General features: G+C 49.8%; 22 protein-coding genes. 21 read left to right on the forward strand and 1 reads right to left on the reverse strand.

Features of this window, described 5'->3' with window-relative positions; genetic code table 11:
- The first annotated feature begins 76 nt into the window (after positions 1 to 76).
- The 18 genes from dapF to spoVM all read left to right on the forward strand — a co-directional run bounded on the left by dapF (position 77) and on the right by spoVM (position 18,522).
- A complete protein-coding gene (gene dapF / locus ABIC22_RS18820) occupies positions 77 to 910 on the forward strand; it encodes a diaminopimelate epimerase (protein WP_127537865.1) in 834 nt (277 codons plus the stop codon).
- Positions 911 to 1,047: 137 nt separating this feature from the next.
- Entirely contained in the window at positions 1,048 to 2,937 is a 1,890-nt protein-coding gene (locus tag ABIC22_RS18825) for a bifunctional homocysteine S-methyltransferase/methylenetetrahydrofolate reductase (RefSeq protein WP_127537866.1), read from the forward strand.
- A gap of 19 nt (positions 2,938 to 2,956) precedes the next feature.
- On the forward strand, positions 2,957 to 3,856 hold the full coding sequence (locus ABIC22_RS18830) for a YicC/YloC family endoribonuclease (RefSeq protein ID WP_110759221.1): 900 nt from the start codon (positions 2,957 to 2,959) through the stop codon (positions 3,854 to 3,856).
- Positions 3,857 to 3,907: 51 nt separating this feature from the next.
- On the forward strand, positions 3,908 to 4,168 hold the full coding sequence (gene remA / locus ABIC22_RS18835) for an extracellular matrix/biofilm regulator RemA (RefSeq protein WP_006209218.1): 261 nt from the start codon (positions 3,908 to 3,910) through the stop codon (positions 4,166 to 4,168).
- A 13-nt stretch (positions 4,169 to 4,181) separates the two neighbouring features.
- The gene (gene gmk / locus ABIC22_RS18840; RefSeq protein WP_127537867.1) at positions 4,182 to 4,754 is read left to right on the forward strand and encodes a guanylate kinase; all 573 of its coding nucleotides are present in this window, start codon (positions 4,182 to 4,184) and stop codon (positions 4,752 to 4,754) included.
- A gap of 156 nt (positions 4,755 to 4,910) precedes the next feature.
- A complete protein-coding gene (gene rpoZ, locus ABIC22_RS18845) occupies positions 4,911 to 5,126 on the forward strand; it encodes a DNA-directed RNA polymerase subunit omega (protein WP_095290265.1) in 216 nt (71 codons plus the stop codon).
- A 120-nt stretch (positions 5,127 to 5,246) separates the two neighbouring features.
- Positions 5,247 to 6,482, forward strand: coding sequence for a bifunctional phosphopantothenoylcysteine decarboxylase/phosphopantothenate--cysteine ligase CoaBC (gene coaBC / locus ABIC22_RS18850; RefSeq protein WP_354483034.1), 1,236 nt, complete (start codon positions 5,247 to 5,249; stop codon positions 6,480 to 6,482).
- Positions 6,483 to 6,484: 2 nt separating this feature from the next.
- The gene (gene priA / locus ABIC22_RS18855; protein WP_354483036.1) at positions 6,485 to 9,034 is read left to right on the forward strand and encodes a primosomal protein N'; all 2,550 of its coding nucleotides are present in this window, start codon (positions 6,485 to 6,487) and stop codon (positions 9,032 to 9,034) included.
- A gap of 169 nt (positions 9,035 to 9,203) precedes the next feature.
- Entirely contained in the window at positions 9,204 to 9,692 is a 489-nt protein-coding gene (def, locus tag ABIC22_RS18860) for a peptide deformylase (protein WP_095290270.1), read from the forward strand.
- A gap of 6 nt (positions 9,693 to 9,698) precedes the next feature.
- Positions 9,699 to 10,658: a methionyl-tRNA formyltransferase gene (gene fmt, locus ABIC22_RS18865; RefSeq protein ID WP_354483040.1), complete on the forward strand. Its 960-nt coding sequence runs from the start codon at positions 9,699 to 9,701 to the stop codon at positions 10,656 to 10,658.
- Complete coding sequence (gene rsmB / locus ABIC22_RS18870; RefSeq protein ID WP_354483043.1) at positions 10,655 to 12,154, forward strand: 16S rRNA (cytosine(967)-C(5))-methyltransferase RsmB; 1,500 nt, start codon at positions 10,655 to 10,657, stop codon at positions 12,152 to 12,154. Before fmt ends, rsmB begins: the two co-directional genes overlap by 4 nt.
- A gap of 190 nt (positions 12,155 to 12,344) precedes the next feature.
- Positions 12,345 to 13,385 (forward strand): dual-specificity RNA methyltransferase RlmN, encoded by a 1,041-nt coding sequence (rlmN, locus tag ABIC22_RS18875; protein WP_095290542.1) that lies wholly within the window; start codon positions 12,345 to 12,347, stop codon positions 13,383 to 13,385.
- Positions 13,386 to 13,392: 7 nt separating this feature from the next.
- On the forward strand, positions 13,393 to 14,169 hold the full coding sequence (locus tag ABIC22_RS18880) for a Stp1/IreP family PP2C-type Ser/Thr phosphatase (RefSeq protein ID WP_127537872.1): 777 nt from the start codon (positions 13,393 to 13,395) through the stop codon (positions 14,167 to 14,169).
- A complete protein-coding gene (gene pknB / locus ABIC22_RS18885; protein WP_354483047.1) occupies positions 14,166 to 16,376 on the forward strand; it encodes a Stk1 family PASTA domain-containing Ser/Thr kinase in 2,211 nt (736 codons plus the stop codon). The genes ABIC22_RS18880 and pknB overlap by 4 nt, the downstream gene beginning before the upstream one ends.
- A 62-nt stretch (positions 16,377 to 16,438) precedes the next feature.
- Positions 16,439 to 17,356: a ribosome small subunit-dependent GTPase A gene (gene rsgA, locus ABIC22_RS18890; RefSeq protein WP_354483050.1), complete on the forward strand. Its 918-nt coding sequence runs from the start codon at positions 16,439 to 16,441 to the stop codon at positions 17,354 to 17,356.
- 2 nt (positions 17,357 to 17,358) lie between these two features.
- Positions 17,359 to 18,018 (forward strand): ribulose-phosphate 3-epimerase, encoded by a 660-nt coding sequence (gene rpe, locus ABIC22_RS18895; RefSeq protein ID WP_095290279.1) that lies wholly within the window; start codon positions 17,359 to 17,361, stop codon positions 18,016 to 18,018.
- Positions 18,019 to 18,021: 3 nt separating this feature from the next.
- Positions 18,022 to 18,273 carry a hypothetical protein gene (locus ABIC22_RS18900; protein ID WP_095359346.1) on the forward strand — a complete coding sequence of 84 codons (252 nt, stop codon included), beginning with the start codon at positions 18,022 to 18,024 and terminating at the stop codon, positions 18,271 to 18,273.
- A 168-nt stretch (positions 18,274 to 18,441) separates the two neighbouring features.
- Positions 18,442 to 18,522, forward strand: coding sequence for a stage V sporulation protein SpoVM (spoVM, locus tag ABIC22_RS18905; RefSeq protein ID WP_019424875.1), 81 nt, complete (start codon positions 18,442 to 18,444; stop codon positions 18,520 to 18,522).
- A gap of 197 nt (positions 18,523 to 18,719) precedes the next feature.
- Here the strand turns inward: spoVM and rpmB are convergent, their stop codons facing one another.
- The gene (rpmB, locus tag ABIC22_RS18910; protein WP_024631107.1) at positions 18,720 to 18,908 is read right to left on the reverse strand and encodes a 50S ribosomal protein L28; all 189 of its coding nucleotides are present in this window, start codon (positions 18,906 to 18,908) and stop codon (positions 18,720 to 18,722) included.
- Between the two features lie 637 nt (positions 18,909 to 19,545).
- Between rpmB and ABIC22_RS18915 the strand changes: the two genes are divergently transcribed.
- From ABIC22_RS18915 to recG, 3 genes are read left to right on the forward strand one after another with little or no spacing between them, the layout of a single operon-like run.
- On the forward strand, positions 19,546 to 21,354 hold the full coding sequence (locus ABIC22_RS18915) for a DAK2 domain-containing protein (RefSeq protein ID WP_095359345.1): 1,809 nt from the start codon (positions 19,546 to 19,548) through the stop codon (positions 21,352 to 21,354).
- A 29-nt stretch (positions 21,355 to 21,383) separates the two neighbouring features.
- Complete coding sequence (locus ABIC22_RS18920) at positions 21,384 to 22,247, forward strand: DegV family protein (RefSeq protein ID WP_153979339.1); 864 nt, start codon at positions 21,384 to 21,386, stop codon at positions 22,245 to 22,247.
- A gap of 10 nt (positions 22,248 to 22,257) precedes the next feature.
- On the forward strand, positions 22,258 to 24,303 hold the full coding sequence (recG, locus tag ABIC22_RS18925) for an ATP-dependent DNA helicase RecG (RefSeq protein ID WP_354483055.1): 2,046 nt from the start codon (positions 22,258 to 22,260) through the stop codon (positions 24,301 to 24,303).
- The last annotated feature ends 40 nt before the right edge of the window (positions 24,304 to 24,343 follow it).

Here is a 24,343-nt window from a genome sequence, read left to right on the forward strand (position 1 = left end):
TGCAGGATAGCTTTTTTGTGTAAACAGGCAAGAATAACGCTTTGGCAGCAGACTGCCAAAAGGAGTGGGCAAGGATATGGAATTTACAAAAATGCACGGACTTGGCAACGACTTTATCGTTGTATTTGGAGAAAAACAGCTTCCGGCTGATGCAGCAGAGCTTGCTGTGAAATGGTGCAACCGTTTCTTCGGCATCGGTGCGGATGGACTCGTTTATATACTGCCTTCAGAGAAGGCGGATTTTCAGATGCGCATTATGAACTCTGATGGTTCGGAAGCGGAACAATGCGGCAACGCGATTCGCTGTGTAGCGAAGTATGTTTATGACCATGGCCATGTGACGTCGGAGCACATCACCATTGAAACCATCGGCGCTGGTGTGCAGCCGGTAACCCTTAATGTACTTGACGGCAAAGTGGCAACCGTTCGTGTAGATATGGGCGAGCCTATTTTGGACGGGCTTCAGGTTCCGACAACAGTGGATGCCAACCCTGTGGTTGACCATACGATTGAAGCGAACGGACAGGAGTTCAAATTCACGGCAGTTTCGATGGGAAATCCCCACGCTGTCATTTATGTAGATGATGCAGTGAACTTTGATCTCTCGACTTGGGGGCCGGTGCTGGAAGTTCATCCGATGTTCCCGAAAAAGATCAATGTTGAGTTTGCCACTGTGCGTGATCGCGGATTCGTCGATATGCGTGTATGGGAACGCGGTGCGGGTCCAACCCTGGCTTGTGGGACCGGAGCTTGTGCAACGCTTGTATCCTCCGTATTGAACGGACACACGGATCGTACAGCAGTTATTAGCCTCAAAGGCGGGGACCTGCATATTGAGTGGAACGAAGCTGACAATCACGTGTATATGACCGGACCGGCAGAGGTTGTTTTCAAGGGAGTCACATCATAAGATAACAGATTAAGCCAAGAGGCCTTCGGGCCTCTTTTTTTGACTGAATTTCATGGAAAACCTGTGTTTTTCTACGTTATTGATCGGCTTTTGTGTTACATTAGTATGAAATGATCAGCTAGGCGGGGGGAAAAGGGATGAAGGCGGATTTGCGGAGTGTCTTGCAGGAACGAGTTCTCATTGGAGATGGGGCGATGGGAACATATCTGTACCAAATGGGTTTCCCGGTTGGAATTTCATACGAAGAATTAAATTTGGTCTCACCTGAAGTGGTAGCAGATGTGCATCGTCGTTATTTGGAAGCGGGTACTGAAATATTTGAGACCAATACGTACTCTGCCAACTATGACAAATTGTCCAAGTTCGGACTGGAATCGAAGGTGACGGAAGTCAATCGTGCGGGTGCACGCATTGCCAAGGAGGTCGCCGGTTCAAACGGATACGTTCTAGGGGCCGTGGGTTCCATTCGTGGAGGCAAGCGGACCAATGTATCGACAAGCGAACTGAAGCGTTTTTACGAACAGCAGATTTTTGCCCTGCTTGAAGAAGGGGTTGACGGGATTCTGCTTGAAACCTTCTATGATATCGAAGAGATGGATATCGCCCTGCTGCAGGCTCGCAAGCTGAGTGATCTGCCGGTGATTGGGCAGTTTGCAGTTGAGGATATTGGACATACGCTGGATGGATACACGATGCCGGAAGCGTTCCGGATCATGCGTGAGCAGGGTGCGGACGTGATTGGGTTTAACTGCCGTTCCGGTCCAAACGGAATTATGCGTGCCATGGAAACCGTATCCGGGCGAATCGGAGTTCCGATGTCTGTTTACCCTAACGCGGGTGCGGCAGACTACGTCGATGGCCAGTTCCGTTATGGTGCCACACCGGAATATTTCGGGCAGACCGCGATGCAATTCGCCGATCTGGGCGCCCGTATTATCGGTGGATGCTGCGGTACAACGCCTGATCATATTGCGGCAATCGCACAGGCTCTTTCCGAATACACTGCAGCACCCATCGTCCTGCCTGACCCAACAGAAGCAAAACCGCGTATCGTACTGCATGAAAATGTGGATGAACGGTCCGGCCGTGGTGGACAGCCGACCATTGTGGATCTGGTCAAACAGCGCCACACGGTTATCGTTGAACTCGACCCGCCTCGTGACCTGGATATTGCCAAATTCATGAAAGGTGCCGAAACACTGAAAGCCGCTGGTGCGGATGCGCTGACACTGGCTGACAACTCTTTGGCGGTAACCCGCATGAGTAATATGGCTCTGGGACATCTCGTTCAGGATCGTACGGGCTTACGTCCGCTTGTACATATTGCTTGCCGTGACCGAAATCTCATTGGGACCCAGTCACACATGATGGGTTTTGACGCTCTCGGTATCAACCACGTGCTTGCGGTTACAGGTGATCCAGCGCGTTTCGGTGATCTTCCCGGATCCAGTTCCGTATACGATCTGACTTCATTTGAAATTATACGTATGATCAAGCAATTGAACGACGGTGTGGCTTTCTCCGGCAAACCGCTTAAACAGAAGGCAGGTTTTGTCATCGGAGCAGCGTTTAACCCGAATGTGAAACATCTGGATAAGGCGGTTCAGAGGCTGGAGAAAAAGATTGCCTCCGGAGCCGATTACATTATGACGCAGCCTGTCTATGACCCGCAATTGATCGTAGCCATGCATGAGGCGACCAAACATTTGGAAGTGCCTATTTTCGTTGGTGTAATGCCGCTGGCAAGTGGACGAAATGCAGAATACCTGCACAACGAAGTTCCAGGCATTCAGCTGTCGGATGAAGTTCGTTCTCGCATGGCTGGTCTCGAAGGAGAAGAAGGACGGGCTATGGGCGTGAAAATTGCCAAAGAGCTATTGGATGTGGCAACAGCCCATTTCAAGGGGATCTACCTGATGACTCCGTTTATGTTCTACGGCATGACTGCCGAACTGACCCAATATGTATGGGAGAAGTCCGAGCACCAATGTCCTACTTGTTTCAACCCTAATAATCAATTACAATAGTGTAACGGATGTGATGCCGATGTCATTCAGTATGACCGGATACGGTCAATCCGCCTTTCATTTTGGAGGCTACAAGGTACAATTGGAGATCAAATCCGTCAATCATCGTTACTGTGAAGTGATGATGCGCATGCCGAAAGAATGGACATGTTATGAAGACGGATTGAGGAAAAGAGTACAGAGCCGGCTGAAGCGCGGGCGGATTGATGTTTATGTAATGAAAGAAAAAGATGAAGATCAGGCTCTTCCTGCCGTGCTTAATGAACAGGCAGTCAGGGCCTATCTGCAGGCAGCAGAACAGCTGGAATCCCGCTTTGGGATGCAGGGCAAACCGAGCATTATGGACATGCTTTCATTGCCGGATGTCATGGTTCATTCCGATGGAACGAGTTCAATTCCGGAGGAAGAGAAGGACGAATGGGAGCGTGTGCTGCAGCAGAGTTTGGAAGAGGCCTTGTCCAGTCTGGAGCAAATGCGCGCGCGTGAGGGTCTTCATCTGGCCAGTGATCTGGAACGGCGGATTAGTCGTCTGGAGTCGCTGCATACCGAGATGCTTGCTCTTGCACCTACTGTGGTATCAGATTACCGCAACAAGTTAAGACAAAGGCTTACGGAAATGCAGGAGGAAGGCTCTTTCCCTTTTGACGAGCATAAATTGGGTATGGAAATTGCTGTGTTTGCCGATCGTTCTAACATAGAGGAGGAGCTTACGCGTCTACTCAGCCACTTCGGACAGAGCAGGGAACTGCTGAAGAGCGAAGAGCCGGTAGGCCGCAAGTTGGACTTTCTTATTCAAGAGATGAATCGGGAAGTCAATACGATTGGATCAAAAGCCAACCATTTGGCTCTGGTGAACCGTGTTGTCGAGATGAAGGCGGAGCTGGAGAAAATTCGCGAGCAGGCGGCGAATATCGAATGAACGGCCATATTTCGGCAAGAGAGTCGCATGTATAGGGGGAAGAACCTGATTATGGCAATCAAACTCATTAACATTGGATTCGGTAACATCGTATCGGCGAACCGGATTATATCCATCGTAAGTCCGGAATCGGCGCCGATCAAGAGAATTATACAAGAGGCAAGAGATCGTCATATGCTGATAGACGCAACGTACGGAAGACGTACTCGTGCCGTGATTATCACGGATAGCGATCATGTCATTCTGTCGGCGGTTCAGCCTGAGACGGTCGCCCATCGTCTTTCTTCGAAAGATGATGACAACGACGAATAAAATGGAGTGTAATATGTCTAAGGGATTACTGATAGTGTTGTCCGGCCCATCTGGGGTCGGGAAGGGTACAGTATGCAGCGCTTTGCGCAAACGTGTGCCGGAGTTGATCTATTCTGTGTCTGCAACGACTCGCCAGCCTCGTCTGGGTGAAGAGCATGGTGTGAACTACTTCTTCAGAAGTCATGAAGAGTTCCAGAACATGATTGCTGAAGACCAGCTGCTGGAGCATGCAGAATATGTAGGTAACTATTACGGAACACCACGTGACTTTGTGGAGAAAACGATTAACGAAGGCCGCGACATCATTCTTGAGATTGAAGTTCAAGGCGCGTTAAAAGTGAAAGAGAAGTTCCCGGAAGGGATTTTTGTATTTCTGCTGCCTCCTTCATTGGACGAGCTCAAAGATCGCATCCAGGGACGCGGTACGGAGAGTCAGGCAACAATTGATCACCGAATGTCCGTAGCCGTGGATGAGATTAGTCTGCTGGAGCAGTACGATTACGCTGTCGTTAATGACGAGATTGATTTGGCGTGCAAACGAATAGAAAGCATTATTATCGCCGAACATTGTAAGATCAATAAATAATTTTTTTGGCTGCCGCAGGATGCAATTATTCGGAGAACTGCTGACATATATCTATAGATGGTCAGACGAAGTTCGGTTCATGTGAACGACTGAATGGTTGCATTCTGTTAGGCAGGTCAAAGGGATTATACTAATGCAAAGAGGTGTTTTGTAAACATGCTGTATCCTTCTATTGATGAAATGATGAACAAAGTCGACAGCAAGTATTCTCTTGTTGTTGCTGCTTCCCGCCGGGCCAGACAGCTTCGTGAAGGCGAAAAAACGGATCTGAGAAATGCAAGATCCCATAAACAGGTTGGCGTTGCACTCGAAGAAATTTATGGTGATCATCTCGTTGTCATCAAAGGACAGGACGAAGAGGAAGAAGAGTAAGCCGCCTGCGGCTGCTCTTCAACTGCATACGGCGCAAGCCGGACTTATTTGACAACCGCGAGGTTGTTATTTTTTTCTCTATTCATCGTTTAAACGTCGTATATATCGGGGGAAATAACCATGTTGAACGGTAAAAAAATCGTACTTGGCGTGACTGGCGGCATAGCCGCATACAAGGCGGCTACATTATGCAGTAGACTGGTGCAAAAAGGGGCGGACGTTCATGTCATTATGACGGACTCTGCCAAACAGTTTATTACCGAATTAACGCTGCAAACGTTGACCCGAAATGTAGTCTACAGTGATACATTCGATGAGCGTGAGCCATCGGTCGTATCACATATTCATTTGGCCGATATGGCCGATCTGGTTCTGGTTGCCCCGGCAACAGCCAACGTTATTGCCAAAATGGCACATGGCATGGCCGATGACATGCTATCCACAACACTGCTGGCAACGACCGCTCCGGTAATGATCGCACCTGCCATGAATGTTCATATGTATGATCACCCTGCTGTCCAGCACAATATGCGTCTACTTTCCGAGCGAGGAACACTGATGATTGAACCAAGTGAAGGACAACTCGCATGTGGATACGTGGGCAAAGGGCGACTGGAAGAGCCGGAGACGATTGTCGAGGTGGTTGAACGTTTTTTTGAAGATCAGGAGTCAGCCAAACCGGGCTTGAAACAACAGGCCTCATTGTTAAAAGGCAAAAAAGTGGTTGTGACGGCCGGAGGGACGATTGAGCGTATTGATCCTGTCAGATATATTACCAATGACTCTTCCGGCAAAATGGGATTTGCTATAGCTGCAGCAGCACGTGATTTGGGAGCAGAGGTTACGCTCGTTATGGGCAGTACACAAGTTCAGCCGCCAACAAATGTGGAAGTGATTCAGGTGCAGTCTGCCCAGGATATGTACGAAGCGGTCTCGAGTCACTGGGATCATGCTGATATCGTCGTTAAGGCTGCGGCAGTTGCCGATTACCGTCCCAAGGAAGTACATGAGGAGAAAATAAAAAAGAAAGGCGATACGCTATCGCTGGAACTTGTGAAAAATATAGATATTCTTGAAACATTAGGGAAGCAAAAGAGTCATCAATTTCTAATTGGTTTTGCCGCAGAGACCCATTCTGTAGAGATGTACGCAAGGGAGAAGCTGGAACGGAAAAACTGTGATCTGATCGTAGCCAATAACGTTGCCCGTCCGGGTATCGGATTTGGAGCAGATACCAATGCAGTTCATATATATGACCGTGAAGGGTTGGTGGAAGAGCTTCAGGTGATGTCTAAGGAGGACATAGCTCACCGATTGCTTGCGATTGCGGCGGAGCGCATTGCCGGGAGGAATTAAATATGGAGATCGCCAAGGTTATTGTCGATGTTCCGGTGAAACAGACCGATCGGCCCTTTGATTATCTGGTGCCGGAATCGATGCGTGATTGGATTGAGATTGGCAGTCGGGTAGGTGTGCCGTTTGGACATCGAACCGTGCAGGGATTTGTGGTTGATCTTGTACCGCGTACCGGTACAGAATCCTTCAAGTTGAAACCCATTCAGGAACTGTTGGACATTGTTCCCCCCTTGTCAGAAGATCTGGTGCAGCTCGCGGAGTGGATGAGTGAGCGATATGCCAGCAACCGCATTTTGTCGCTGCAGGTCATGGTGCCGACTGCACTGAAAGGTAAAGCAGAACGATATATCTCTATTGGGGATGCACTGGATGGACAGCAGGCCGGAGCACGGTCGGATGAAGATGTCCTCTTCGTGTGGGGAGAGGAGTCCACCTCCGAGAAGGTGCAGCAGGACATTATACGTTTTGTTCAAAGTCGGGGGCAGGTGCCTTTGCAGCAATTGAGCCGTAAATATCCCAATCATGCAGCGTTGATCAAAAAGCTTCTGCTTGGCGGTGTATTGCTGGAGAGCCAGGCAATCAAGGACAAGCTGAACAAAAAAACAATGAAGGCAGTGGATTTGGCGGTAGATACGGCTGCTGCGCAGGAGGCACTTGCATCTTTCCCCGCTAAGGCACAGCGGCAGAAGGAGGTTCTTGCTTTTCTGCTGGAAATGAAAGAGCTGCTGCCGATGCCGATGAAAGAATTGCTGGCCACGCTTCAAGTGTCTGCGGCTACCGTCAAAGGGCTTGAGGAGAAAGGGCTGCTGGTAACGGAAGACGTGGAAGTCTTTCGTGACCCTTACCAGGGCAGAAAGTTTCGCGCCACTGAACCGCTTGCTCTTACTGCAGAGCAGCAGAATGTGTACGATAAAATAAATGGCCGATTACAGGAAAGGCGCCATGGCGTCTTTTTGTTACATGGTGTAACAGGTAGCGGTAAGACCGAAGTATATTTGCAGACGATTCAGCAATGTATTGAGCAGGATCGGCAGGCTATTGTTCTTGTGCCTGAGATTGCCCTCACACCACAAATGGTTGAGCGGTTTAAAGGACGATTCGGAGACCAGGTTGCCGTTATGCACAGCCGTCTCTCGGGTGGAGAGCGTTATGATGAATGGCGCAAAATCCGGGAAGGACAAGTAAAGGTTGCCATTGGCGCGCGTTCCGCTGTTTTTGCTCCATTTGACCGACTGGGTCTAATCATTATGGATGAGGAACATGAGACCTCTTACAAACAAGAGGAAACGCCGAAATACCATGCCCGTGATGTAGCTGTAAAAAGAGCACAGCAGCATCAGGCTGTTGTGGTCCTGGGCTCCGCGACGCCTTCGCTGGAAAGTTATTATGCCGCACGTTCGCAGAGCAATGATGATTTTGCCCCGCTGCTGCTGGAAATGCCTACTCGGGCGCTTGGCAACAACCTGCCGGATGTACGGATCATTGATATGCGCGAAGAGTTAAAGGATGGCAACCGTTCAATGTTCAGCCGGGCTCTGCACAAGGGACTGGAGGAACGCTTGGAGCGCGGGGAGCAGACAGTTTTGCTATTGAACCGCCGAGGCTATTCCACTTTTGTCATGTGCCGCAGCTGCGGTTATGTGGCTGGCTGTCCCGAGTGTGATATTTCACTGACGTATCACCAGCGTTCAAACAATCTTCGGTGTCACTATTGCGGGTATGCGGAAGCCGCTCCCGAGGTATGCCCGGAATGTGGCAGTGAACATATCCGTTACTTTGGTACAGGTACGCAGCGAGTGGAGGAAGAACTGGCCAAGTTGTTCCCGGGAATCCGTGTAATCCGCATGGATGTGGACACAACGACAGAGAAAGGGTCGCATGAGAAACTTCTGAAGCAGTTCCGGGAGAAAAAAGCGGACGTGCTGCTTGGTACTCAGATGGTTGCCAAAGGATTGGATTTTCCAGATGTTACCCTAGTTGGTGTCATCACGGCAGACTCGGCACTGAACCTGCCCGATTTCCGGGCTGCCGAGAAGACCTTCCAGCTGTTGACCCAGGTAGCGGGCCGTGCCGGGCGCCATCAATTGCCAGGTGAGGTATTTGTGCAGTCCTATACGCCGGAGCACTATTCCATTGGGCATGCAAGCCAGCATGATTATGTTTCTTTTGTGCGTGAGGAACTGCTTCACCGCCGCAATCTGCAATACCCGCCGTATTGCCGCCTGATTCTGGTGACCTTTTCCCATGAGCAATTGCCTGTACTAATCCGGCTGGCTGAAAATTACACACGTCTGTTGAAAGAACGTGCCAATGCAGCAGGCTGGCTGGGAAGCCTCGACCGTTTCAGCAACGATGCCTTCGACGTGCTAGGGCCTGTAGCCTCGCCCATTCCCCGGATCAAGAATAGATACCGATTCCAATGTATGATAAAATGGCGGGGGGATGTAGACGCTATCGGAATTGCCCTGGAGACAGCCCGGCGCATGGACGATGATGTTCAGGCGCAAAAACTGCTCATTAGTTTGGATGTAGACCCGCAAATGTTAATGTAAGCATGATGCATCGTTTTCCATGGACACTTCGTGTGATAAAAATTGGGAAAATGATTAGAGCAAAATGTGGATGTGAACAAGCGGTATAAACATAGATTAAAAACAAAGCAAACGATACTCAAAAGAATGATACCCAACATGAGATTTGGGTTAGGAAGGTGCTTACAACATGTCGATTCGTATTATTGTTAAAGAACCAGATGAGGTGCTTCACAAAAGAGCCAAGGAAGTTACAAAAGTAACACCGAATGTACAAAAACTGCTGGATGATATGGCGGATACAATGTATGACGCTGAAGGAGTAGGTCTTGCAGCCCCTCAAGTAGGCATTCTGAAACGCCTGATTGTCATTGATGCCGGGGATGAACAGGGCCTCATCAAAATGATCAATCCTGAAATCATCGCAAGTGAAGGCGAACAGTTTGGGCCGGAAGGCTGTCTGAGTATTCCAGGTATTAACGGCGACGTTCGCCGTTTTGAGACAGTTACCGTTAAAGGCTTGGACCGTGAAGGCAATGAACTGATTATTACGGGCAGCGGTCTGTTGTCCCGGGCATTCCAGCACGAGATTGATCACCTGGATGGCGTACTCTTCACGGATATCGCTGAGAAGGTGTACGAAATTGCAGCCGATCAGACTGGACCGCGACGTAATTAAGGAGTGATGGATTTGAATATTGTTTTTATGGGTACCCCGGAATTTGCTGTTCCTTCTCTGGATATGCTCATCGCTGAGGGTTATAACGTGGTGGGTGTAGTAACCCAGCCCGATAAACCGCAGGGCCGCAAAAAAGTGCTCACGCCAACGCCTGTTAAGGCTGCGGCTGAGCGCCATGGCCTGCCCGTATTTCAACCGGTGAAGCTGCGTGATCCTGAATCCGTGGCCAGATTGGCTGAATGGAAGCCTGATTTGATTGTGACTGCAGCATTTGGGCAGATTTTACCGAAGGCCGTATTGGATATGCCTGTGCGAGGCTGTGTAAATGTGCACGGTTCTCTTTTGCCTAAATATCGTGGTGGTGCTCCAATTCAGCGCTCCATTATTAACGGGGAGTCCGTAACGGGAGTTACCCTGATGTTTATGGCAGAAGGTTTGGATACCGGGGACATGATCTCTCGTGTGGAAGTTCCAATTACGGATGAGGACACCTCTGGCACTATGTTTGTGAAGCTCAGCGATGCAGGCTCCAAGCTGCTGCAGGCAGAAATGCCCCGTCTTATTGCGGGGGAAACCACGGCTGTCCCTCAGGATGAAGCCGAAGCTTCGTATGCCCGCAATCTGACTAGAGAAGACGAGAAAATAGACTGGAATCGAACATCCCGTGAAATCTATAACCAGATCCGTGGTCTTGTTCCGTTCTCTGGTGCATTTACGATGTGGGACGAGCAGGTGTTTAAGGTATGGGCTGCTGCTAATTCCAATCAATTGGGAGCTTCAGAGACTGGAGTCAAAGGACAAGCTGAGCCTGGTACGGTGCTGCAGCTGAATGCATCCGGTATCGAGGTACAGACGGGCAACGGTTCACTCTGGCTGACAGAAGTTCAGCCGGCCGGCAAGAAAGCGATGAAGGCGGCTGACTTTGGCCGAGGCGGTACGCTGAAACCGGGCACGGTGTTACGATGAGTGAGAATAGATCCGGCAGATCCGTAGACAGTCCGAGCAGAGGTAACGCTAAACAGAACCGACGCCCGAATCCAGGGAAATCGGGTGGTTCCAGAACCGCTGGGGGCTCCCGAACCTCGGGAGAAGCTTCGCGCTCTCAACGACCCAAAACTTCTCCACGCGCACTTGCAGTGAAAGTGCTAAGTGCTGTGGAACAGGATGGAGCCTACAGTAATCTGGAGCTCAATCGTCGTTTGAAAGAGGCGGAGCTTAGTCCGGCTGATGCGGGGCTGGCAACCGAGCTGGTATACGGAACAATCGCAAGACTAAACACGCTTGATTATTTCTTGGAACGTTTTGTAGCCAAAGGAATGGCCAAGCTCCAGCCATGGGTACGAAGTCTCCTTCGGATCAGCGTCTACCAGATGCTGTATCTGGATCGGATTCCGGAACATGCTGTTGTCAGTGAAGCCGTCAATCTGGCGAAGAAACTGGGTCACCAAGGAATCTCGGGTATGGTCAATGGCGTTCTGCGCAACATGATCCGTAACCGGGATGAATTGCGGATTCCGAATGATCTGCCAGCTGCTGAGCGCATCGCACTGGAGCACTCTCATCCACTGTGGATGGTTAAACGCTGGATCGGCCAATACGGTGAAGAGACAGCAGAAGCGATCTGCAAGGCCAATAATGAACCACCGGCAGTGAGTGTCCGGGTAAATACGACAATGACCACACGTGAGAAGCTTATGCACGAGATGGAGAGCACGGGTGCAGTGGTGGAGCCTTCCCGGTTAAGTCCTGACGGCATTCTTGTACGCAGCGGTGGGAATATGGCATTAACGTCATGGTATCGGGATGGATTGTTCTCAGTACAGGACGAAAGTTCCATGCTTGTGGCGGAAGCGGTCGCACCTGAAGAAGGTCAAATTGTGCTGGATTGCTGTGCAGCTCCTGGCGGTAAGACAGCTCATATGGCCGAGAAAATGCAGGACCGTGGACGGATTATTGCCAATGACGTGCATGCACATAAACGTCAGCTTATCATGGATCAGGCAGACCGGTTGGGTCTGAGTTGTATCGACGCAGTAACCGGAGATGCACTGGATCTGGATGAACGTTATCCTCATGCTTCGTTCGACCGGATCCTTCTGGATGCACCTTGCTCAGGTCTCGGTGTCATTCGCCGGAAGCCGGATGTCAAATGGACCAAATCGCCCGAAGATATCGAAGATATCTCGGGGCTGCAGCGAGAATTGCTGGACCGGGTTGCACCGCTGTTGAAGCCGGGCGGCGTTCTGGTGTACAGCACATGTACGATTGAGCCGGCAGAGAACGAACTTATGGTCGCTGACTTCCTAAAGCGCCATCCTGAATACCAGGCCGTGGATTCTGCCTGGACCGGAACCGAGATGGAAAAGTGGAATCCGGTGAACGGGGGCGTGCAGATTCTGCCCCAGTATGCACACAGTGACGGCTTCTTCATTGCGAGGCTGACACGTGCAGCCGATGAGTAAATCCATAGCACGCAAGGAAGGCCGCCGGAGGGAACTTCGGCGGATTTCTTTTGTAATGGGGTGCGGCTTGTGCGCCGAGGTGTTATAATGCATGAAGTGCAAGACTCTAGGGCATACATGGATGTAAAGTGGTCTTTGTGATAGAATAGGAAGAATGAAAAGAAAAGAAGGAATAGGTGTTGACAACAAAATGAAACCTTTTATATATGATTTTTCCCTGGAAGAGCTGCAGCAATGGGCTGTTGAGAATGGGGAACCCGCTTTTCGAGGGGGTCAGATTTTCGACTGGATTTATGTGAAGCGAGTAAATGATTTCAGTGAGATGACGAACCTGTCCAAAGCATTGCGCGAGAAGCTGGCAGAGCAATTTGAATTTGTAACCCTTACCGAAATTACGAAGTTTGAATCCAAGGATGGAACGGTGAAGTTCCTGTTCGGTCTTCATGATGATCATGCAATCGAAACAGTTATCATGAAACACAACTATGGTAACAGTATCTGTGTAACGACACAGGTGGGCTGCCGGATCGGTTGTACATTCTGCGCCTCTACACTGGGCGGACTGAAGCGTAACCTGACAGCAGGCGAGATTGTTGCTCAGGTCGTACAGGCTCAGAAGATTCTGGATGAGCGTGGCGAACGTGTAAGCAGTATTGTCATCATGGGTTCGGGCGAACCGTTTGAAAACTACGAAGCGACAATGACTTTCCTGCGCATCATGATTCACGAAAAGGGCCTGAATATCGGTCAGCGCCACATCACGGTGTCCACAAGCGGAATTGTACCAAACATCTACAAGTTTGCGGATGAAGATACACAGATTAACCTGGCCATTTCCATCCATGCACCGAATGACGCGCTGCGTTCCAAATTGATGCCGGTAAACCGTCGTTTTCCTTTTGACGATGTGATGGAATCCCTTCGGTATTACCTGGCCAAAACGGGCCGGAGAATCACATTCGAATATGCACTTATCGGTGGCGTGAACGATCAGCCGGAACATGCCGCGGAACTCGCAAGTGTGCTCAAGAACATGCTCTGCCACGTGAACCTGATCCCGGTCAATCACGTACCTGAACGCAAGTATGTAAGAACATCGAGAAGTGACATTTTCAATTTCCAGAAGATTCTTTCGGAGCAGGGTGTTAATGTAACCATTCGTCGTGAACAGGGACATGATATTGCTGCCGCTTGCGGTCAGCTTCGTGCAAAGCATATGGAGTTGAGGTGAGAACGTTTTGATCAAAACAGTTCATGTGAGCCATATCGGACGCGTGCGTTCGGTTAATGAAGATTCAGCCTGGATCCGCAATCTGGAGACAGGGTATATACTGGGTATTGTCGCTGATGGCATGGGCGGGCATCTCGCTGGAGATACCGCCAGCCGTCTGGCAGTTGAGACATTGGTGCATGACCTGGGAACATTGGAACCGGGGCTGTCACATGCATCCTTGTCTGCTGCCCTCAGCGATGCTATTTTGCATGCCAACGAAGTGATATATCGGACTGCATCCGGAGACGACAAATATCACAACATGGGTACGACCGTGGTTGCTGCCTTGTTGAATGATGCAGAAGGGGTTATCGGTCATATCGGGGACAGCCGAGCTTACAAAATTGCAAACAAACAAGTGATCCAGTTAACGGAAGACCATACCCTGGTGAATGAATTGTTTAAAAATGGTCAGATCAGCAAGGAAGACGTATCTCATCATCCGCGTCGCAACGTGCTGACCCGTGCTCTTGGAACTGATGCAGAAGTCAAAGTAGATCTGGATCCCATCAAGCTGGAAACAGGTGAAGTTCTGCTGTTGTGCAGTGATGGGCTTAGCAATCTGGTCAGCAATGAACAGCTCGTTCAAGTGGCAGGGAATCAAGAGCTGCCGCTGGAAGAGCGTGCCGATCGACTGCTTCAGCTGGCTCTGCTGGCTGGCGGAGATGATAATATCACGGTTGCGCTGTTTGAAGTGCAACAGGAAGGTTCCGTGGTGACGGAAACGGGGTGTGAGTCATGATAGGGCACCAGCTAGGCGGACGCTATGAAGTCATTGAGCGTGTTGGCGGTGGCGGCATGGCACTTGTGTACAAGGCCCAGGATCTGCTTCTGAACCGGAATGTGGCGATCAAGGTGCTGAGACAGCAATTTGTACATGATGAGGAATTCATCCGACGATTCCGTCGAGAAGCGCAGTCAGCTGCATCCTTATCTCACCCCAACGTTGTAAGCATCTATGATGTAGGCCAGGAAGATGACGTTCATTATATTGTCATGGAGTATGTAGAAGGCAAAAACCTGAATGAGATTATTAAAGAGCGGGCTCCGCTGCAGGTGGATGAGGCTGTTCGAATTGCTTCCCAAATTGCAGACGCCTTGGATCATGCACATCATAATCAGATTATTCATCGGGATATCAAACCGCATAATATATTGATTGGCCGAAATGGCCGTGTGAAGGTTACCGATTTCGGGATTGCCCGAGCGGTTACCTCCACGACGATTACACAGACTGGTTCCGTAGTCGGATCGGTGCATTATTTTTCACCAGAGCATGCCAAAGGGATTGTTACTGGCGAGAAGTCGGATTTATATTCTCTCGGCATCGTACTCTATCAAATGCTGACTGGGCAGCTTCCGTTCCTCGGCGAGAGTCCGATCAGTGTTGCTTTGAAGCATCTGCAGGAAGAATTTGATGAACCTCGCAAATTCAACCCACTGATTCCGCAAAGTGTGGAAAATGTAATATTGAAATCGATGCGAAAAAATCCGCAGGAGCGATATCAGTCGGCCAAGGAAATGCAGAACGATCTGGAAACCTGTTTGATGCCAGAGCGTCGCAATGAAAACAAGATTGACTTCCCGGATGAGGATGATGTGGATCAGACGCGTGTCATGCCTGCCATCAAACCGGAACCACGTGGAATTACTTCTACGGGCGCGGCTCCGGTCATGGAAGCGGACGAGGAGAACCATAAAGGCAAGCCGAAGACGAAAAACTGGAAAAAACCAACACTATTGATCTCATTGACTGTCTTAATTCTAATCGCCATGGTGGGTGTTGTGTGGTACGTCAAAGGCATGCTCGTTGTGCCTGAAGTGAAAGTGCCAAATGTCGTGAACCAGACTGAAGAAAAGGCACGCCAGATGCTACAGGATGAAGGTTTGGTTGTGAGCGATGATGTCATCCGGCAGTATAAGGAAGGTGTCGATCCCGGTATTGTATTCGAACAAAGCCGAAACGAAGGTGATGTGGTCAAGGAAGGTTCGGAAATTCAACTTAGTGTTGGAGCTGAAAAGGAACTGACCAAAATGATCAGCGTTGAAGGTGATTCCTACGAGGATGCGGTCAAGGATCTGACAAATCTGGGAATCAGTGAGGATCGGATCAAACGTAAAGATGAATATTCTAATGACGTTGCATCAGGCATGGTTATGTCCCAGACACCTGGGGCCGATCAAGAATTTGATCCGGAACAGACCGAAATTGTCTTAACCGTCAGCAGAGGCGCAGAAACCGTGAAAATGCCAGATTTGAAAAATCGCACCCGTAACGAAGCGGAGCAGATGATCAAGTCTGCCGGACTGGTTCTGGCTCAGGTTCAGGAAGAGTCGAGCTATACGGTTGATAAGGGGAAGGTCACCCAACAATGGCCTGTGGAAGCCGGAACCGATGTGAAACCTGGTGACAAAATTACCATTTTCGTCAGCACCGGATATCCGCCTGAGGCATTGGAGTATTCCTTCAATATCAATGTTTCGCCAAAAGAAGAGGGCAAGAACAGCAAGATCCGGATTACATTTGAGGATGCCCGAGGAAAGAACCAGGAATGGGGAACCCGTACCATTAACAAGTCCTATCAGGCCCTAACCATTCCGCTTGTTCTGGCTCCTAATGAAAATGGTGCTGTATCTGTATATCGGGATGGTCAATTCCTGGATACGTACGTGGTTACCTACGCTGAAGCCAAAAATGGTACCGTAGTCGTGCCATCCATTGAGCCAGAGATCAGTAATCAGCCACCACCAGCGAATGAGCCTGAAGAAGGCGGCGGTGGTGACGAAGGCAGCGTAGACGGCAACCAGGAAGGTGAACCTGAATCGACTCCTGCCGACGGTGAAGAAGATAATGAAAGTGAAGATACGTCTGCCATGAATAAAGATAAGGGTAAAGGTCATGGAAAAGATAAGAAGAATGAAGTCGTAAACGCAACAAGCCGTCCGTAAGGACGGCTTGTTGCTGACGTTAGTTTGGAATGCACCGCAAATCAAAGGAGGGCGACGGAGCTATGCCGGAAGGTATCATCGTAAAAGCGCTAAGCGGTTACTATTATGTCATGCCACTGTTAGAAAACGGGGTGCCTTCGGTTGAAGGCTCCGCCGTTCAATGCCGAGCGAGAGGCATATTCAAAAAGAGAGGCATATCTCCGCTTGTCGGTGATCGCGTCAGCTATATGCTGACTGAGAATGGCGAAGGAACAGTAGACGAGATCCGGGAACGGGAGAATGAATTAATCCGTCCTCCTGTTGCGAACGTCAGTCTGGCTGTTCTTCTGTTCTCCGTTAAAGAACCGGACATGAACCTCAATCTGCTGGACAAATTTCTCGTACATATTGAGCAGGCGGGATTGGATGCTCTAATTGTATTAACGAAGCAGGACCTCGTAGATCCAGAGAAGGATACCAGGGACACTGTAGCCGAGGTTAAGGCTCTCTATGAACAGATTGGGTATGAAGTCATCTCGACCAGTTCGCGAACCGGTGAGGGCAATGAACTGCTCAAAGAACGCCTTGCAGGCAAGATCAGTGTGTTCTCGGGTCAGTCCGGTGTAGGTAAGTCATCCATGCTTAATGCCCTGATGCCAGGGCTGACACTTGAAACGAGTGAAATCAGTATGCGTCTTGGACGCGGTAAACATACGACCAGACACGTTGAACTGATCCCGCTGGATAATGGTGGATTTGTAGCAGATACACCCGGATTCAGCCAACTGGATTTTCTCGAGATTGGTGTGGAGGAATTATCCACCTGTTTCCGTGAATTTGCCCAGTATGCGGATCAATGCAAATTCCGCGGCTGTACCCATACACATGAGCCCCAATGCCGAGTTCTTGCAGCCAAGGAGGTAGGTCTAATCTCCGACAGCCGTTACCGGCATTATGAGCAGTTCCTTACAGAAATGAAAGACAAGAAGCGGAGGTACTAATTATGATTAAAATTGCTCCATCCATCTTATCTGCAGATTTTGCACGTCTTGGTGCTGAGGTAGCTGAGGCGCAAGCTGCTGGAGGCGACTGGATTCACGTTGATGTCATGGACGGTCATTTCGTTCCGAATATTACGCTGGGTCCTGCCATTGTGAAAGCTATTGCGCCACATACCAACCTGCCATTGGATGTACATCTGATGATTGAGAATCCGGAACGGTATGTTGAGGAATTTGCCAAAGCAGGAGCGGCTGTTATTACCGTTCATGCCGAGGCATGTGTACATTTGCACCGTGTGATTCATCTGATTAAGGAACAGGGAGTCAAGGCGGGAGTTGCTCTGAATCCGGGGACACCTGCCAGTGCCATTCAGGAAGTGCTGGATGACGTGGACATGGTTCTGGTCATGACCGTGAATCCTGGGTTTGGCGGACAAGCGTTCATCTCGGGAACCATGAACAAAATCAGACAAATTCGCAGCTGGCTGAATGAAAAAGGACGCCATGACGTACACATCGAAGTGGACGGGGGAATTGCAGCCGATACAGCACCACTCGTTGTTGAAGCTGGCGCGGATGTACTCGTCGCAGGTAGTGCGGTATTCGGACGTGAGGACCGTGCAGCCGCCATTGCCGAAATCCGTAGCAGCTACGGAGGCTGATCTATGGGCCTTAAGGAGACGCTGTGGACAATGGCTGCCAGCCTTGTAACGGGACTGGTGCTTGCGTTATTTGCAGTCATTCAATCCCCATACAATGCGCTTACCTCACTGATTGGCGTGGGCGTTGTCATTATGTATTTTCGAAAGTTTGATCGTACACGATCGCGTGTTACCTTCGTCATATTCAGCATACTGTATTACTTGCTGAGTGTATTCATGATCGCTGTCTATCAATTTGTTCCTGCCCAAACGTAAATGAGCTGTTCTTCGGGCTCGTCATGTTGGAATAGGGACAGGTGGTTCCGCATAAATATGGTTACATGAGCAGGTTTCTCATGTAGCCTTTTTTGTCGTGTTTAAGGTGAAGAAGGCCCTGAAGCATAGGATACGGCGGATGCATGAGCATGATGGGGAGGGTGAAGTATGAAATTTTACACATTCAAACTGCCGAAGTTTTTGGGAGGGTTTGTAAAGGCGATCCTTAATACGTTTCAAAAGAACTGATAAGATCGAGAGCAGGCTCAAAAGGCGAATACCGCCGCTATGGCTTCAGGACGATTGGGGAATCCGACCTGAGAAGTGCCATGCGGCGGGCATTCACATGCTTGTGCAGGTATTTATGTACTTTTTTGAATACCAAAAAAGCACCTGCAAGGAACAAGGTGCTTTTTGCTTATCCGATTTATAGTAGCTTTGCGTGATTATACGCGAGTCACTTTACCGGCTTTCAGTGCACGGGTGCTTACGTATACACGTTTTGGTTTACCGTTCACGAGAATGCGGACCTTCTGAACGTTTACGCCCCAAGAACGACGGTTACGGTTGTTAGCGTGGGATACGTGGTTACCGGTGCCCGGTTTCTTACCTGTCACATAACATTTGCGAGACATAGATTACACCTCCTATCCTAAAATAACCAGTTGCCTTCGGAGAGACGAAAGTCATTCCTTAAAGGCTAAATTGTTCTTCCTGACCATAGTGGTCAGGCTCCAGTAGCTAATGGCGTTGTTCAAGCCGGCATGGCCGGATCATTTCCATTACTTAACCTGCATAAAACAATACTTGAATATAATATCATACCCAAAAAAGCTTCGTCAACTGATCCAAAAACTTTATTTATTTCTCCTGCCTAATATAGTACAATGTTGAATAGTCCATAATACAGCGGTGAACAGGCTGTTGCCGCGAGAAAGCCGGAGATTTGACCGTCCCAAGAGGTCGGTGGTCTGCAATTTGGCAACGCTGTGCGCTGTGACATTTCCATCACTGGCACCAGTCTCCATGCGGCATTCATGCCGGCTCTCGATACCGGTGCATATCCGTATGCCCCGAACTCGGGCTTCAGCGGTTGCAGGATATCGGTGGCTCGGCCGCCCAGACCGTAGATCCGGATGACATGTTGAATTGTATGCCTTTGCCGGACAAGGTGTGGACGAAGAATGACGCAGAAGCGTCAACGCATGAACAGACCAGTTAACATCTTGGTGCAAGATGTTCGTGTATCAAGCTAGGAAGGGGAATTCTCACTTGAGTATACGTTCTTTAAATGGAACAGATTTCACCGCAATGGTACTTGCCGGCGCGGAACAACTTGGACAGCATGCAGAGCACGTCAATTCCCTGAATGTTTTCCCTGTGCCGGATGGCGACACGGGAACGAACATGAATTTGACAATGAGTGCGGGAGTTGCAGAGATTAAACGCAAGAGTTCTGCCTCCATCGGAGAAGCTGCCGGTATTTTATCGAAAGGCCTGCTTATGGGCGCACGGGGGAATTCTGGCGTTATTTTATCGCAGTTGTTCCGTGGGTTCAGTCGTTCAGCTGCTCCTTATGAGGAACTGAATACGCTCCAATTTGCAGCAGCCCTCCAAAACGGCGTGGACGCAGCGTACAAAGCTGTCGTGAAGCCTGTTGAAGGAACCATTCTTACCGTGGCTAAGGAAGCAGCGAAACATGCCAGCTACTATGCAAGACGGACGAATGATATTACCGAATTAATGAATGAAGTATTGTTAAAAGCAAAAGAGGCACTGGCAACGACTCCGGAATTGCTGCCTGTACTAAAACAGGTTGGCGTCGTGGATTCGGGTGGACAGGGGCTTGTATATATTTACGAAGGTTTTATGGAAGTACTGCTGCAGACCGACGGTGTTAGCCGTGCATCCCTGCAAAAAGAAGTACAACCATCTGTGGCATCATCCGCATTGAAACCGGCTGTACCGGCAGAAGAGGTGCCTGCGAAGCCTGCACAGCAGGTCATTGCTCCAGAGATGCCGTTGTCTGCACAGGCTAGACTGGAAACGGAAGATATCGAATTCCTGTATGATATGGAATTTTTCATTAACCGCCAGCTCGGAGATAATGCAGGCGTGGCATTCGATGATGAGGCATTCCGGAAAGCGTTGTCAGTTAATGGAGATTCCATCATCATTATTGCTGACGACGAAGTGATCAAAGTGCATGTGCACTCCAAGACACCTGGAGATGTACTGAATCTGGCACTTCGTTACGGCGAAATTACTCAGATTCACATTTTGAACATGCGTGAACAGCACCGGGATCTGCTGACGGCGGGCATGGACATTGCGCCTTCTCCTGAATTGTTTGCAGAGATTCCGCCTGAAACGACGCGCAGTCATGAAGAGGCAGTACCTCCGGCAGATGAGATGGCTCCGTATGGTTTTATCGCTGTATCTTCAGGCGAGGGTATTGCGGAAATCTTTCAAAGCCTCGGAGTGGATGTTGTTCTGTCCGGCGGACAGACGATGAATCCAAGTACTGAGGACTTTGTGAATGCAGTTCGCTCAATCGCTGCGGAACAGGTATTTATTTTGCCGAACAATTCCAATATTGTTCTTGCTGCCGAACAGGCACGAGAACTGCTTGAAGACGAACGCCGGATCACGGTGATCCCGAGCAAAACCATTCCGCAAGGAATGGCAGCTGCGTTTGCCTTCCAAGAGGATGAGTCTGCTGATACCAACCGTGATCAGATGCTGGAAGCCATTGGCCGCGTGCAGTCGGGTCAGGTTACTCATGCCGTAAGAGACACTCAGTACGATGAGCTGGATATCAAGGCAGGCCATTACATTGGCATCCACAATTCCAAAATCGTTGCGACAGATGAAAGCATGCTGCGTGCGTGTGAAGGATTGCTGCAGCAGATGATGGAGAGTGGAGATGAAGTGGTTACCATCCTCGAAGGGGAAGAAGCTGACTCTGAGGTTACTGCTGCACTTGCGGCATGGCTGGAGTCGCAATATCCTGATGCTGAGGTGGAGGTACATTCCGGAGGACAGCCCGTTTATTATTATTTGTTCTCTGTGGAGTCCTGATAGTACACTCACGCAAGGAGGAATCTCGCTTGAGCCATAAAATTGCGATAGTAACAGACAGTACCGCAGATATACCGGAAGAGCTTGTCCGTAAATACGGAATTCATGTGGTTCCACTGCGCGTGCTATTTGGTGAAGAAAGTTATGCAGACGGCGTTGATCTGACTTCGGAACAGTTCTATGCCAAATTGGAGAAGGCTTCGGCGTTACCTACAACGTCACAGCCTTCGCCAACCGAATTCATGAACATCTATCAGACTCTGCTGGATGAAGACCCGGAACGTCCGATTGTCTCGATTCACCTGTCATCAGGCATGAGTGGAACCTATCAATCGGCACTATTGGGCAAATCCCTGCTGGAGCGCGATGGCGACATTACGGTGCTGGACTCCAAGTCGGCATCTTATGGATATGGTCTGATGGTTGTTCAGGCAGCTGAACTGGCGAGTCAAGGCAAGTCCGCAGCCGAGATTGCTGCAGCTGTGGAAGCCATGCAGAAGAGCCGCAAGCTGTTTTTCCTGGTGGATACACTGGAGTACCTGCAAAAAGGCGGGCGGATTGGGAAGGCAGCGGCTATCCTGGGCACCTTACTGAATATTAAGCCCATCTTGTCCATTGATGAGGAAGGTGTCATATACGCTGTTGAAAAAGTCAGAGGACACAAAAAAGCAATGGCACGCATCATTGAGCTGTTTCAGCAGGACCTTGCGGGTAAGCGTGTGAATGTGGCCGTAGGCCATACCGCAGATCCCGGATCAGCGATTGCTTGTGCAGAGCAGTTGCGTGGGCATTTTACACTGAATGAAGTGGTGTACACCAATATTGGAGCCGTTATTGGCAGCCATGTTGGGCCTGGCGTTATTGCCATCTTTATGTGGCCTGTTCCGGAATGAGGGATTAGACATGAAATTGGAAGAAATATCGGTTAAGCAAATTAACGGCGTGAGTGCTCTCAAAGAGGGAGAGCTTCACGCCTTTGGCATCTCTAGTGTTAAAGACCTGCTTGAATACTATCCGTTTCGTTATGAGGATTATCGTCTGCGCTCTCTTAGTGAAGTGAAAGACGGGGACAAGATTACGGTCCAGGGTAAGATCATGGGTATTCCGGTGTTGCAGCGCTATGGTAAAAAGTCCCGTCTCACCTGCAAGGTGATGACCGAAGAGTGGATGATTACGGCGACCTGGTTTAATCGTCATTTTCTAAAAGACCAGCTTACGCCGAACCGCGAAATTGTGCTTACCGGGAAGTGGGAGCAAAAGCGCATGCAGATGACCGTCTCGGATTCGGAGTTTCCGGATAAGGGAGATGGCCGTTCAGGTACGCTGCAGCCGGTCTACTCGGTAACGGGCAAGCTGACGCAATCCTGGATGCGCAAGACGATTAATCAGGGGTTAATCCAATTTGGAGACTTGATTCCCGAGATTTTACCTCCATCTCTTATGAAGAAATACGGGCTGATGCCTCGTAAACAGGCGATCGCGGGGATTCACCGTCCGCAGGATAATCGGGAAGGCCAGCAGGCCAGACAGCGCATGGTCTATGAAGAATTGTTTTTGTTCCAGCTGAAGATGCAGGCTTATCGTGCATTGAACCGAAATCGGATGGATGGGGTTGTGCATACAACGGATAATGCCACCATTCGCGAGTTTGTGCGCAGTCTGCCGTTTGAACTGACAGATGCTCAGAAGAAGGTGGAACTGGAAATTCTTCATGATATGCGTTCACCTTATTCCATGAATCGCTTGCTGCAAGGCGATGTGGGTTCGGGTAAAACGGTGATTGCAGCCATAGCGCTGTATACCTCAGTTCGTTCCGGTTTCCAGGGAGCTCTAATGGTCCCTACCGAGATTCTGGCCGAGCAGCATATGCGATCATTGCAAAAGCTGTTTGAACCTTTTGGCGTAACGGTGGGCCTTCTAACGGGCAGCGTGAATGGACGGAAACGCAAGGATCTGATTGCTTCATTGCAAATGGGGATGATTGATATCGTGGTGGGTACCCATGCTTTAATTCAGGAAGATGTATTTTTCCGTGATCTTGGTCTTGTCGTGACGGACGAGCAGCATCGCTTCGGGGTGAACCAGCGCAGCATTTTGCGGCGAAAAGGATATAATCCCGATGTGTTAACGATGACGGCGACTCCGATTCCGCGGACGCTGGCGATTACGGCATTTGGGGATATTGAAGTATCGACGATCTCGGAACGGCCGAAGGGACGAATTCCGATCTCCACCTATTGGGTTAAACATGACATGATGGAGCGTGTGCTTGGTTTCATTTCCCGCGAAGTGGATCAGGGCCGTCAGGCTTATCTCATTTGCCCTTTAATTGAGGAATCCGAGAAGCTGGATGTTCAAAATGCGATTGATCTGCATGTGCAGATGCAGCAGAACTTTCCGAATTATCGTGTAGGCCTGCTGCATGGACGGATGACCGCTGGGGAGAAAGAGGAGATGATGCGTGCGTTCTACAGCAACGATATTCAGCTTCTCGTCTCCACCACGGTGGTGGAAGTCGGCGTCGATGTACCGAATGCTACGTTAATGGTTATTATGGATGCGGACCGTTTCGGCCTGTCCCAGCTGCATCAGCTTCGCGGCCGTGTTGGCCGGGGTGCCCACGCTTCCTATTGCGTGCTCATCGCCGATCCCAAAACAGAGGTTGGGCAGGAGCGCATGAAGGTCATGACCGAAACGGAGGATGGCTTTGAAGTTTCTCGCCGTGATCTCGATCTGCGGGGACCGGGGGATTTCTTCGGGACCAAACAGAGTGGATTACCGGAATTCCGCCTGGCGGATATGGTTGCAGACTTTGCCGTATTGGAGCAAGCGAGGGATGATGTGTCCAGTTTGATCGGCGATCCGAATTTCTGGACATCTGTGGACTATACAGCTTTGCGAGAGTATTTACAGCAGCAGCAGGTATTCCAGGGTGATCTGATCGATTGATTGTGGCCTGGATGCATGGCTTTCCTGCAAATCGTGCGAA

The organism is Paenibacillus sp. PvP094 (assembly GCF_040546835.1).
Taxonomy (GTDB): domain Bacteria; phylum Bacillota; class Bacilli; order Paenibacillales; family Paenibacillaceae; genus Paenibacillus; species Paenibacillus illinoisensis.